Source organism: Actinophytocola sp. (genome assembly GCF_035762905.1).
In the GTDB taxonomy this organism is placed as follows: domain Bacteria; phylum Actinomycetota; class Actinomycetes; order Mycobacteriales; family Pseudonocardiaceae; genus DASYTH01.
The window spans coordinates 1-12,435 of sequence record NZ_DASUCC010000028.1 but is presented as its reverse complement, the minus strand read 5'-3'; the positions used below and the strand labels follow the sequence as shown (position 1 = coordinate 12,435).

Annotated in this window: 12 protein-coding genes; 6 read left to right on the top strand and 6 right to left on the bottom strand. The window is 72.8% G+C overall.

Translation table 11 applies throughout. From position 1 onward, the window contains the following. The first annotated feature begins 53 nt into the window (after positions 1-53). On the top strand, positions 54-635 hold the full coding sequence (locus VFV67_RS03605) for a PaaI family thioesterase (protein WP_326467164.1): 582 nt from the start codon (positions 54-56) through the stop codon (positions 633-635). 8 nt (positions 636-643) lie between these two features. After that, positions 644-1,849 carry a metallophosphoesterase gene (locus tag VFV67_RS03600; RefSeq protein WP_326467162.1) on the top strand — a complete coding sequence of 402 codons (1,206 nt, stop codon included), beginning with the start codon at positions 644-646 and terminating at the stop codon, positions 1,847-1,849. Here VFV67_RS03600 and VFV67_RS03595 read toward each other — a convergent pair. The 3 genes from VFV67_RS03595 to VFV67_RS03585 are packed head-to-tail and all read right to left on the bottom strand — an operon-like array spanning position 1,842 to position 6,855. Continuing rightward, entirely contained in the window at positions 1,842-4,508 is a 2,667-nt protein-coding gene (locus VFV67_RS03595) for a serine/threonine-protein kinase (RefSeq protein ID WP_326467160.1), read from the bottom strand. The two genes, VFV67_RS03600 and VFV67_RS03595, sit on opposite strands and share 8 nt — an antisense overlap. A gap of 5 nt (positions 4,509-4,513) precedes the next feature. After that, complete coding sequence (locus tag VFV67_RS03590) at positions 4,514-5,500, bottom strand: glutamate ABC transporter substrate-binding protein (protein WP_326467158.1); 987 nt, start codon at positions 5,498-5,500, stop codon at positions 4,514-4,516. Next, the gene (locus tag VFV67_RS03585) at positions 5,497-6,855 is read right to left on the bottom strand and encodes a hypothetical protein (protein ID WP_414636164.1); all 1,359 of its coding nucleotides are present in this window, start codon (positions 6,853-6,855) and stop codon (positions 5,497-5,499) included. Before VFV67_RS03585 ends, VFV67_RS03590 begins: the two co-directional genes overlap by 4 nt. Before the next feature lie 285 nt (positions 6,856-7,140). On the opposite strand from VFV67_RS03585, the gene VFV67_RS03580 reads away from it, so the two are divergent. From VFV67_RS03580 to VFV67_RS03565, 4 genes are all read left to right on the top strand, one after another. Then, entirely contained in the window at positions 7,141-7,542 is a 402-nt protein-coding gene (locus tag VFV67_RS03580) for a hypothetical protein (RefSeq protein ID WP_326467154.1), read from the top strand. Continuing rightward, complete coding sequence (locus VFV67_RS03575; RefSeq protein WP_326467152.1) at positions 7,539-7,727, top strand: hypothetical protein; 189 nt, start codon at positions 7,539-7,541, stop codon at positions 7,725-7,727. Before VFV67_RS03580 ends, VFV67_RS03575 begins: the two co-directional genes overlap by 4 nt. Positions 7,728-7,745: 18 nt before the next feature. Then, the gene (locus VFV67_RS03570) at positions 7,746-8,438 is read left to right on the top strand and encodes a response regulator transcription factor (protein WP_326467151.1); all 693 of its coding nucleotides are present in this window, start codon (positions 7,746-7,748) and stop codon (positions 8,436-8,438) included. A 62-nt stretch (positions 8,439-8,500) separates the two neighbouring features. Then, the gene (locus VFV67_RS03565; RefSeq protein ID WP_326467345.1) at positions 8,501-9,805 is read left to right on the top strand and encodes a HAMP domain-containing sensor histidine kinase; all 1,305 of its coding nucleotides are present in this window, start codon (positions 8,501-8,503) and stop codon (positions 9,803-9,805) included. On the opposite strand, the gene VFV67_RS03560 is transcribed toward VFV67_RS03565, so the two are convergent. The 3 genes from VFV67_RS03560 to VFV67_RS03550 all read right to left on the bottom strand — a co-directional run. Continuing rightward, positions 9,785-10,279: a GNAT family N-acetyltransferase gene (locus tag VFV67_RS03560; protein ID WP_326467149.1), complete on the bottom strand. Its 495-nt coding sequence runs from the start codon at positions 10,277-10,279 to the stop codon at positions 9,785-9,787. The two genes, VFV67_RS03565 and VFV67_RS03560, sit on opposite strands and share 21 nt — an antisense overlap. A gap of 13 nt (positions 10,280-10,292) precedes the next feature. After that, positions 10,293-11,192: a methylenetetrahydrofolate reductase gene (locus tag VFV67_RS03555; RefSeq protein WP_326467147.1), complete on the bottom strand. Its 900-nt coding sequence runs from the start codon at positions 11,190-11,192 to the stop codon at positions 10,293-10,295. A gap of 9 nt (positions 11,193-11,201) precedes the next feature. Further along, positions 11,202-12,435 (bottom strand): vitamin B12 dependent-methionine synthase activation domain-containing protein (locus VFV67_RS03550; RefSeq protein WP_326467145.1); only part of this gene is annotated, 1,234 nt, incomplete at its 5' end.

Sequence of the window (12,435 nt, the reverse complement as noted above, 5' to 3'; positions counted from 1 at the left end):
CCCGCTGCACGGGCCGGCAACGCGGCGGTCAGCACCGATCTAGGGTGGAACGTGTGAACGCAGCACCTCAGCAGTGGCCGCCGGTGGAGGCCGAGCCGCCCGAGCGACATCCGGACGCGCCCGAGCCCGGAACCGAGCTCGGCACGCACTACGCGCGCTGCTTCGGCTGCGGGGACGAGCAGGAGCACGGGCTGCACCTGAAGTCGACGGCCGGCGAGGGGCAGACCGTGCTGGCCCGGTTCGTGGTGACCGAGGCCCACCAGGGCGCGCCCGGCCTGGCCCACGGCGGCCTGCTGGCCTGCGCGTTCGACGAGGCGATCGGCGCCGCGGTCGGCCACCTGCTGCGCCGGCCGGCGGTGACCGGGCGGCTGGAGACCGACTTCGTGCGGCCGGTCCCGGTCGGCTCGACGCTGCACATCACCAGCCGGCTGTCCGGCATCCACGGCCGCAAGGTCTACACCAGCGCCAACGGGCGGCTGGACGCCCCGGACGGGCCGATCGCGGTCCGGGCACGGGCGCTGTTCGTCATCGTCGAGTTCCAGCACTTCATCTCGCACGGCCGGCCGGCCGACCTGGCCGCGGTGGCCGCCGACCCCAGCCTGATCCGCGCCCGTCGCTACGACATCAACCCGTAGGAGCGCGGATGTTCTTCGGCCTGCTGGTCCTCACCCTGGTCCTGCTGTTCCACCTCTACATCTGGAAGCGCGTGGTCCGGGACACCACCCGGCCGGGCCGGGCCCGGCGGATCGGGACCGCCGTGGTCGCCGGCTTATGCCTGCTGGTGATCGGCACCGTGCTCGGGTCGCGCTACGCCGGCCCGGCGGCGGCCAGGTGGTTCGCCTGGCCGGGCTTCGTCTGGTTCGGGCTGATGGCCTACCTGGTGGTGGTGCTGGCCGTGCTGGAGTTGCCCCGGCTGGCGCTGCGCGGCTGGGTGCGGCGCGAGCCGCTGCGGGCCACGGCGTCCACCGACACCGCGACCGAAGCCGCGGAACCGGCCGACCCGGCGCCGGCCGCCAGCAGCCGGCGGCTGTTCCTGGCCAGGGTCTCCGCGGTGGTGGCCGGGGCGGCCTCGGCCGGCCTGGTCGGCACCGGAATGGTCGCCGCGCTCGGGCCGCCCGAGCTGACCCGGGTACGGGTGCCGCTGCGCCGGCTGAACCCCGGCCTGGCCGGCTACCGGATCGCCGTGGTGTCCGACATCCACCTCGGCGCGCTGCGCGGCCGCGGGCACACCGAGCGAATCGTGCGGATGATCAACGAGGCGGACCCCGACCTGATCGCCGTGGTCGGTGATGTGGTGGACGGGACGGTCGCCGAGCTGGGCGCCGCCGCCGCGCCGCTGCGCGACCTGTCCGCCAGGGACGGCGCGTTCTTGGTCACCGGAAACCATGAGTACTACTCCGGATACCAGCCATGGCTGACCGAGCTGGAGCGGCTCGGCCTGCACCCGCTGCGCAACGAGCGCACCACGATCTCCCGTGGCGGCGCGGAGTTCGACCTTGCCGGCGTGAACGACGTCAACGGACGGTCGTTCGGCGACGGTCCGGACTTCGACGCGGCACTGTCCGGGCGGGACACCGGGCACCCGGTGGTGCTGCTCGCCCACCAGCCGGTCCAGGTGGCCGGCGCGGCCGAGCGGGACGTGGACCTGCAGCTGTCCGGGCACACCCACGGCGGGCAGCTTTACCCGTTCCACCACGTGGTCCGGCTGGCCCAGCCGGCCGTCGCCGGTCTGTCCAAAGTGGACGACACCTGGCTGTACGTGACCCGTGGCGCGGGGTTCTGGGGACCGCCGGTGCGGGTCGGCGCACCACCCGAGATCACCATGGTGGAGCTGGACGTGCTCAGGTGAGCGTGCGCGGCCGGATGGTGTTCGCCTTGTCCACCAACGCATGCCGCTGCTCCGGCGTGGTGGCCAGCCGGGCCAGTGCGCGGTAGCAGCGCTCCAGCCCGAACCGCAGCTCCCGCTCGGACAGCGCGCAGCCGAGCACCTGCCGGCCGTCCGGGCCCGGCCCCACCGCCCCGGGCCGGCCGGCCAGCACCCACCCGTAGGCGGCCTCGAGCACCTCGGCGGAGAGCTGGGTACGCCGCTCGACGTCCAGCGCCAGGCGCTCCAGCCGGCCGGCGGCGTCGTGCAGATCGCGCTCGCCGACCCGGCTCGCCCCGGTGTCCCTGGTTTTGATCTTGATGGCGGCCACCTGGGCGGCCACGTAGTGGCTCGAGGTGTCCGGCACCGACTCCAGCACCTCGATCGCCCCGCCCCGGGCGGCCTGCGCCAGGTACACCCGGGCCAGGCCGAACGCCGCGCTGACGTAGCTGCGGTCGGTGCGCCAGACCAGCTCGTAGAACCGGGCCGCCGGGAAGTACTCCCCGGCGTACTCGGCGCTCACCGCCAGCGCCAGCTTGGGCGCGATCTCGCCGGGCACCGCGTCGTAGACCCGCTCGAACGCCGCCTGCGCGTCCTTGGGGCTGCGCGCGGCCAGCGCGATCAGCCCGCGGTACCAGTACGGCCGCCAGTCCGCCGGGTCGGTCAGCCGCGCCCGCGCCGCCTCGAGTGCGTTCGCCGCGGCCCGCAGGTCGCCCAGCTCCAGGTAGGTCTTGACCAGGCGCAGCCGCACCTCGATCGAGTCCTGCGGGGCCGCCGCCAGCCGCTCGATCTGCTCGGCCGGCTCGACCGCGGTGAGGCTGGCCAGCAGGCCGGCCGCCGGGTCGTCGGTGTCCACCAGCGGCAGCGGCAGCACGCCGGCCACCTCGAGCGGGTTCGGGATCGGCAGCGACTGGCCGTTCTCGCCCACCACGAGGCCGGCGCCGAAGGTCCTGGTCTCCAGCGCGAACACGGTGGAGATGCCCGGGCGGGGCCGGCCGGTGCCCAGCGCCATCACCTCGCGCAGCACCCCGGTGAGCTGGTCGGCCATCTCCTCGGCGGAGCCGAACCGCAGCGCCGGATCGGTGTGCGTGGCCCGCTTGAGCACCCGGTAGTAGGAGCCGAACAGGGCGAACAGCGGCTCGCCGTCCGGCCCGGGCAGGGTGTGCTTGTGCCGGGTGGTGTAGCCGGAGAACTCGATGGACAGCACCGCGAGCGTGCGGCCGACGGTGTAGATGTCCGAGGCCACCGACGCGCCCTCGGTGGCCAGCTCCGGGGCGCTGTAGCCGAGGGTGAAGAACAGCGGGCTGTCGTAGTCGTCGCCCCGGCGCACCGCGCCGAGGTCGATCAGCTTGAGCTGCTCGCCGGACTGGATCACGTTGTCCGGCTTGAGATCGCAGTACAGCATCCCGACGCTGTGCAGGTAGCCGATGGCCGGCAGGATCTCCAGCCCGTAGGCGATCACCTGGCCGATCGGCAGCGGCTCGGCCTGCCCGGACGCCCGGTGGTGCTCGAGGGCGAGCTGGCGCAGCGACTGGCCGCCGACGTACTCCATCACGATGTAGCCGACCGAGGTTCCGGTCTTCGGGTCCGGGTGCTGCACGAAGTTGTAGATCCGCACCACGTTCGGGTGCTCGACCTCGGCCAGAAACCGCCGCTCGGCCACCGCGGACGCCATCGACGTGGCGTCCCCGGTGTCGATCATGCCCTTGAGCACCACCCAGCGGTCGCTGACGTTGTGGTCCTTGGCCAGGTAGATCCAGCCGAGCCCGCCGTAGGCGATGCTGCCGAGCACCTCGTACTGCCCGCCGACCAGGTCGCCGCGGTGCAGCCGGGGGCGGAAGTTGAACGGCGTGCCGCACTTCGGGCACTCGCCCTCCGCGACGCCTTCCACCCCGTCCCTGGTTCGGCCGACCTCACCGCCGCAGTTGTTGCAGAACCGCTTGTTCTCGGCGACCACCGGGTCGTCGAGCACGGCCGATGCCGGGTCCTTGACCGGCACCACCGGCACGTCGACCAGCCCGGCGCCCAGCCGGCCCCGGCCGGTGCGGGACTGGGTGCGCCGCGCGGTGCCGGGGAACGTGCCGGGACCGGTGCCCGGCCCGGTCTGCGGCCCGGAGCCGGGCTGGGTGGACGCCTGCTCGTCGACCGGCTTCGGCTTGGGCGGCTCGATGGACAGCGTGGGCGGGGTCTCGCCGAGCACGCTGGTCGGCTGCGGCTCGTCCTCGTCGATCGCCGGGCGTTCGCCGGCCGGCACCGGGGCCACGGCGGGCACCGGAACCTGCCCGCCCTGCGGTGTCCACTGTGGACCGTTCGGTGCCGGCCACGGCGGCGGGGCCTGCGGTCGCGGCGGCTGCGGCAGCGGTGGTTGCTGTGGCCGGTGCTGCGCAACGGCCCGGCCGTCCGGTGGGCCGGCGAAGCTGGCCTCGTCCGAACCGGTCAGCACGTCCGGCGGGCGGAACCAGCCGGTGCCCTGCTCGCCGTTGGCCGGCCGCTGGCCGAGCTGTTCGGCGGCCACCGCGGCCTGCCGGCGCAGCCGGTCGGCCCGGACCATCGGATCGGGCTGCCGGGCAACCGCGATGCCGCACGCCCGGCAGTTCCCGTCGACGACCTCGCCCTCACACCCCGGTCGCGGGCACCTGGTCATCCGGCTCACCTGTACTCCGGGACCGGAGGTGTCGCCGCACCGAGCGTCCACCGGTTGCGGCTGAACGTCCAGGCGCCGTCCCGGATGGACTTCTCCAGCACGCCGTTGACGAACCGGACCATGTCCTCGTTCTGCTTCGGGATGCCGATCCCGTAGGGCTCACTGGACAGCGGGGCGCCGACGATCACCGTGTTCGGGTCCTGCCGGACCATGCCGGCCAGGATCGTGTCGTCGGTCGACACCCCCTCGACCTGGTTCTGCTGCAACATCACCAGGCAGTCCGACCAGGTGTCCGTGGTCACCGGCACGGCCTTCTTGTCCGAGATCCGGGCGATCGAGGTGGAGCCCCGGGCGGCGCAGACCTTCTTGCCGGCCAACTGTTCCAGTGAGCTGATCTCGGCGGCCCTGGCCTTGTTGATCAGCAGCCGCTGCCCGGCCTCGTAGTAGATCGCCGAGAAGTTGATGTCCGCCCAGCGCGCGCAGTTGGCGGTGAACGTGCGCACGACGATGTCCACCTCGCCGTTCTTCAGCGCCGGGATCCGCTCGGCCGAGGAGATCACCTTGTACTGGATCTTCTGGTCGATGGCCTCCGGCGGGCCGCCGAAGATCGCCAGGGCGACCTCGCGAACCCGGTCGATGTCGAACCCGGCCAGCTGGTTCGTGCTCGGGTCGCGGAAGCCGAACAGGAAGGTGTTCTGGTCCACCCCGGCGACCAGCTTGCCGTTGGCCGCGATGCGCGCCATCGTGCTGCCGCCCGGCATGGCGCCGGCCGGCGGCAGCGGGCCGGGGCGCAGGCTCTGCCGCGCGTTGCAGTCCGGAACCGGCGCGGCCGACGTGGACGGCGGGGCCGGGTTCTCCTCGACGCCCACCGGGCGGGGCCGCTCGGCCGCGCTCACCGGCGCCGGGTCGACCGCGCTGGCGCTGGCACCGCAGCCGGCCAGCAACACCGTCGCGGCGGCCACCGCGACCACCCATCCGTGCCGCCGGTTCATCGGTACTCCCGCAGTCGCGCCGCGATGCCCACGGTGATCCCGGCCGCCGCGATCAGCGTCAGCACCACGATTCCGGGCGCCAGGCCGGCGAGTGCCCGCCGGGCGCCATCGGTCTGGTCCACGAACTCCTGCCGGCCAAGCCGAAGCGCCTCGAGCAGGTTGCCGTCCAGCTCGGCGAAGGCGGTCGCGGCGCTGTCCGGCTCGGCGCCGGTGGCGATCTTCACCGCCGCCTCGTACTGGCCGGCGTCGTCCTGCTCGCGGATCCGGTCGTGCGCCTTGAGATAGGCGTCGGTGTTGTCGATCGCCGCCTGGATCTCCGCGGCCATCGGCCCGCTCGTGCTCAGGTTCTTGGCCTGCCGCAGCAGGCTGTTCGGGCCGCTGACCTGCTCGCGCAGCTTCTTGAAGTCCTCTTCGTGCTCGGGGCCGTCGCCCCTGGCCACCAGGGTGAGCGTCTCGTCCGCGCGCAGCTTCAGCGTGACGATCCGGGCCCGCACCAGGGTCTCCACCTGCTCCGAGCCGTTGCGCTGGCCGTCGGCCACCCCGGCGGACTCGACCAGCAGCGCCACGGTGCTCCAGGCCAGACCGAGCACCACGGCGACCGTGGCGACCAGCAGTCCGATGTTGATCAGACGGTTGGTCTTGCGGGTCAGGTACATCTGGGTGCCGATCAGCGCGGCGAGCAGCACCACGACCAGCGCGGTCAGCACCCACGGGAACGAGCGGGCGTCGGCCTGCTCGCTGCCCAGCCGCTGGAAGTCGATCAGGTACAGGTCCTGCGCGGCCGGCAGGATCGTCATGCGCATCAGGCCGGACGCCTCGCGCAGGTAGGCCGCACCGGCCGGGAAGCCCTGCCGGTTGTTCGTGCGGGCGGTCTCGACCAGCGCGGTGTAGACCGGCAGCTGCTGGTTGAGCACCCGCACCTGGGCCTCGGCCTCGGGATCCCCGCCCACGTCCGAGGACGCCTTCGACAGCGCCGCGCCGGCCTGCGCGATGTCGATCTCGTAGCGCTGGCGGAGCGCGTCCGGCTCGACCCCGCCGGACAGGAACGCGCTGGCCGCGGTGGCGTCGGCGTCGGACAGCGAGCGGTACAGCTGCTGCGCGGCGGCGGCAAGCGGCTCCCGGTGCTCGATCAGGTTGTCGATGGTGGTCTGCTTGTTCTGCAGGGTGATCGCGCCGACCAGGCCGGTCAGCACGGCGAGCAGCACCAGGCCCACCGCGATCACGGACAGCCGGCCCGGAGTGGTCCCAGCCGATCGGGTGACCTGGCGCACGGCACTCACCGGGCCGAGCACTCTGCGTGTACCCGGCGCGGGCGGCGTCGGCCGCGGCGCCACGGTGGTCACGGCACCCTCCATGGCATCGGATTCAACCTGGCGACGGAGCCCACTGCCCCCGCTTTCCCCCGACGGTTACCGGCCTGTGACTGCGCACTGCGTACCGGACGAACCTAGTGCAGTCGGACCAACGCTGGCCACTAACGGCCGGACTTGATCCACGAGGTCACGTCACGCTGTGTCACAGACACGGTCGGTCACCGCATTCCGGATTTACACACCTCGAACATCGTCCAGCCGGGTTCCGCACTTTGCCCGGTCACTGTGGTCCTCGCCACGAAGGCACCGAACGTTAGGGAGGAACTTATGCGCATCACCCGCGTCGCCGTCACCGGCGCCACCCTGGCCGCGCTCACCCTGGCCGGGACCACGACCGCCCTTGCCGAGCAGCCGTCGAGCACCCCACCGTCCGGCTCGGTGACGATCACCTTGAGTGCGGAGCAGGTCGCGTTCCTGTGCGAGAAACGGCTGCCCCGGGTGGAGACCAGGGCGGGCCGGCTGATCGAGCGGATCAACGGCGGGCCGGACGTGAAGGGGTCCACCGAATGGCTCAAGGCCAGGGCGGCGAAGGAGCGTGAAGCCGGCCGGGAGACCAGCGCGCAACTGCTCGAGGAGCGGGCCGAGCGCCGGGCCGGACGGGTGGACCAGCTCAACAAGATCAAGGGCTGGGCGGCCGAGTTCCGCACGCAGCACTGCGGTGCGAAGTGAGCCGGGCCCGCGCCGCCGCGCTGCTGCTCACCCCGCTGGTGCTGCTCGGCGCCGCGGCCTGCCGGGACGACCCAGGCGCCGGGCCGCCGCCGCTGACCAACGGGCCCGGTGCGTCGGTGGAACAGCAGCTCGACGACATTGAGTCCACTCTGGACGGGATCGAGTCGGAGCTGAACGAGGGCTAGGGCACTAGGGTCCACCGGATGGAGACCAAGGGCCTGGTGCTGGTGGTCGAGGACGACCCGGCCATCGCCGACCTGGTGTGCCGGTACCTGCGGCGGGAGGGTTTCGGTGCGGCGGTGGAGACCGACGGGCGCGCGGCGCTGGCCGCCGTCCGCCGGCTCCGGCCGGTCGCCGTCGTGCTCGACGTGGGCCTGCCGGTGCTGGACGGCATCGAGGTGTGCCGGACCCTGCGCACCGGCGGCGACTGGACCCCGGTGCTGTTCGTCACCGCCCGGGACGACGAGGTGGACCGGGTGCTCGGGCTGGAGCTGGGCGCGGACGACTACGTGACCAAGCCGTTCAGCCCGCGTGAGCTGGTGGCCCGGATCCGCACCGTGCTGCGCCGGTCCGGCGGCGACCCGGGCGCAGGCGGGCAGCTCGCGGTCGGCCGGACCCGGATCGACCTCGGTCAGCGTCGCGTGTGGACGGACGACGCCGAGGTTTCGCTCACCTCGACCGAGTTCGAGCTGCTCGCCCACCTGATGCGCCGGCCAGGGCAGGTGTTCGAGCGGGCCCAACTGCTCAGCGCCGTGTGGGGCTACTCGGCGGCCGCCGGAACCCGCACCGTGGACGTGCACATCGCCCAGCTGCGGGCAAAACTCGGTCCAGGCAGTCCGATCAGGACGGTTCGGGGAGTCGGGTACTCGGCAGATCCGGCCGGCGCACCGTGCTGAGCGAGCGGCGGGCCGGCCTGGCCGTCCGGGTGACCGCGATCTGCCTGGTGGTCGCCGGCGTGATGGCCTTGGTCGCCGGCCTGATCTCGACCCGGCTGGTGGTCAGCACGGCCAACGCGCTGACCCGCCAGACCATCTCCGACCAGGCCGACGTGATCGCCGGCCAGTCCGGTGTTCCGCTCCGCCGGATGCTGGACATCCTGCAGGGCCAAGGAATCCTGGTGGTACAGCGCCGTTCCGGCGGCGCCCTGGTCGGCAACCCCACGGCCGTGCGCGCCGCCCGCGCGGCCGGCATCGAGCGGGTCGACCCGGACAACCCGGTGCACGCCACCGTCGAGATCGACGGCGACGCGCTGCTCGTCGAGGCCCGCGCCGGCGAGGGCAACACGGCGTTCGCCCTGGTCCGCACGGTCGCCGTCGCCAAGGGCGCCGGCCGCGCCCTGATCGGCAACATCATCTTCGCCCTCGGCGTCGGTCTGCTGGTCGCCACCGCCGCCGGCATCTTCCTGGCCCGCCGCCTGTCCCGCCCACTGCGCCGCACCGCCGACGTCGCGGCCAGCATGAGCCACGGCCGCCGCGACCTCCGCGCCCCGGTCGAAGGCCCCGCCGAGGTCGCCCTCGTCTCCACGTCCGTCAACGAACTCGCCGACGCCCTGCACCGCAGCGAATCCCGCCAGCGCGACTTCCTGCTGTCGGTCTCCCACGAACTCCGCACTCCGCTCACCGCCGTCAAGGGTTTCGCCGAGTCCCTTGCCGACGGCGTCGTCACCGGCACCGAAGTCCCCGAGGTCGGCCGGATCGTCCTGGCCGAAGCCAACCGCCTCGACCGCCTGGTGTCGGATCTGCTGGACCTCGCCCGCCTCGGCGCCGACGACTTCCGCCTTGACCTGACCCAGGTCGACCTGGCCGCGCTGCTCGCCGAGGCCGCCGACGTCTGGCAGGCCCGGTGCACGGCGGCCGGCGTCCGGTTCACCGTCGAACTCCCCCCGGTTCCCCTGGGCGCCCACACCGACCCCCGCCGGCTCCGCCAGGTGATCGACGGCCTTGCCGAGAACGCCCTGCGGATGACCCCCGCCGGCCGGCCGATCGTGCTGTCCCTTTCGGCGGTTCCGGGTGCCGCCGTGATCGGCGTCCGCGACGGCGGCCCTGGCCTGGCCCCGGAGGAGTACGCCATGGCATTCGACCGCGGTGCCCTGCACTCGCGCTATGCGCATTCCCGCCCGGTGGGCATCGGAATCGGTTTGGCTCTGGTGCACGGCCTGGTGACCCGGATGGGCGGCACGATCCAGGCCGGCCCGGCACCCGAAGGCGGCGCCGCCTTCACGGTGACCATGCCGTCATCGTCGTCACCGCCCGGCGCCCGGTGAAGCCAGACCTTTCGCCATCGTCACGGAGATCTCGTCGTAGCCCGAAACCCGGTACAGGGCCCGAGCGGCGGAGTTGCTGGCGAAGACGTTGAACCAGAGCGTGGTGACCCCGCGGCCGGACAGCTGGGTTTCCGCGAGGCGGAGGGCTTCCCGGGCGTGGCCCCGCCGGCGGGCGTGCTCGTCGATGGAGATGTTGTAGAGCCAGGCGTCTTCGGGCGTGTGCGGACGAATGGGGTGCGGGCCGACCCAGAGGGTCCCGACCCGGACGCCTGCGGCTTCGATGACGAACAGCTCGTGCCGGGGTGCGGGTCGGCCGTCGGGGAAGTACTCCGCGAACTGCGGCGCGGACCGTTGGCGGATGACCTCTTCCGGTTCGCCGGTGTAGGCGACCAGTTCGGCGATGAAGCGATCGAGGCCGGTGGGGATCCAGGCGGACAGCTCTTCGTCGGTCATCGGGCGAAGGCGCACGCTCATGGGGAACGGTAACTCAGGCCGCGCGGCGCCGGCCCGGTTCCGCCGCGAGGCCGAGCCGGGCCACCACCTCCTTGGTCGCCTTTGCCCGGTTGAGCGTGTAGAAGTGCAGGCCCGCAACGCCCTCGGCGAGCAGCCGGGCGCCCAGCTCGGTCACCACGTCGATGCCGGCGGCGCGGAACGCGGGCGGGTCGTCGGCGTAGGGCTCCAGGCGCTCGGCCAGCGCGGCCGGCAGCCGCGCGCCGGACAGTTCGACCGCCTTGGCCACCGACCGGCGGGTGGTGAACGGCATCAGGCCGGGCAGCAGCACCGCGTCGCAGCCCCGGGCCGCCACCCGGTCCCGCAGCCGCAGGAAGTCCTCCGCCTGGAAGAACAGCTGGGCGATGCCGAACTCCGCGCCGGCCCGGAACTTGCGCACCAGGTGGTCGGTATCGGTGTCCAGATCGGGCGAGCGCGGGTGGCCGTAGGGGAACGCGGCCACCCCGACACAGAAGTCGCCGAGCGAGCGCACCAGGGTGACCAGTTCCTCGGCATAGGTCAGGCCGTCCGGGTGCGCGACCCACTCGCCGTTCGGGTCACCGGGCGGATCTCCCCGCACGGCAAGAATGTTGCGCACGCCGACCGCGGCATACCAGCCGATCACATGCCGCAGCTCGGCCACCGGGTGCTGCACCGCGGTCAGGTGGGCCATCGGGACCAGACCGGTCTCGGTGGCCACCCGGCCGGTGGTGCGGATCGTGCGGTCCCGGCTCGACCCGCCGGCGCCATAGGTCACCGACACGAACGCCGGGTCCAGCCGCTCCAGGTCCCTGATCGACGCCCACAGCACCCGCTCGTCCTCGGTGTCCCGTGGCGGGAAGAACTCGACGGAGAACACCGGCCGCCCGGACCGGAGCCGCTCGATCACCGTTGTCATCGCAAGGCCCTACGTGTTGAAGTACGTGGCTTCCGGGTGGTGCAGCACGATCGCGTCGGTGGACTGCTCCGGGTGCAGCTGTGACTCCTCGGACAGCTTCACCCCGATCCGTTCCGGGTCGAGCAGCGTCGCGATCTTCTCCCGGTCGTCCAGGTTCGGACAGGCGCCGTAGCCGAGCGAGAACCGGGCACCCCGGTAGCCGAGCTTGAAGAACTCCTCGACCTCGGCCGGGTCCTCCGCGGAAACCGGTGCGCCGCCTGCGAACCGCAGCTCGGTCCGGATCCGCCGGTGCCAGTACTCGGTCAGCGCCTCGGTGAGCTGCACACCGAGCCCGTGCACCTCCAGGTAGTCGCGGTAGGCGTTGGCGTTGAACAGCTCCTGCGCGTAGTCGGCGATCGGCTGGCCCATCGTGGCGATGGTGAACGCGACCAGGTCCACCTCGCCCGCGGACCGCGGGCGGACGAAGTCGGCAAGGCACAGCCGGCGGCCCTTGGGCTGACGGGGGAAGGTGAACCGGGTGCGCTCGGCCGCGTCCACCGCCGGTTCGGCCAGCACCACCAGGTCGTCTCCCTCGGCCACGCAAGGGAAGTAGCCGTACACCACGGCGGCGTGGGCCAGGACGCCGTCGGTGGTCAGCCGGTCGAGCCAGGCCCGCAGCCGGGGCCGGCCCTCGGTCTCCACCAGCTCGTCGTAGCTCGGCCCGGATCCGTCGCGGGCGCCGCGCAGGCCCCACTGGCCCAGGAACGTGGCCCGCTCGTCGAGCATGGCGGCGTAGGCGTTGCTGTGGATGCCGCGGTGTACCCGGGTACCCCAGAACGGGGGCTTCGGGATCGGCACGTCGGTGCCGACATCGGAGCGGGCGGGCGTCGGCGGGTGCGCTTGCGTTGCGCCGTCGGCGTGGTCGGACCGGCCGGCCGCGGCTTCCTTGCGGGCTTCCGCGATGCGCAGTGAACGTTGCCGGCGGGCGCGACGCTCGTCGGCCTTGGCCTGGAGCTCGGCGTCGACTCCGGGGTTCTCGCCGCGCTTGGCCGCCATGAGGGTGTCCATCAGCCGCAGGCCCTCGAACGCGTCCCGGGCGTAGTGCACCTGGCCGGTGTAGACGTCGGACAGGTCGTTCTCCACGTAGGCGCGGGTCAGCGCGGCGCCGCCGAGCAGCACCGGCCACCGACCGGACACCCCACGGGAGTTCATCTCCTCGAGGTTCTCCTTCATGATCACGGTCGACTTCACCAGCAGCCCGGAC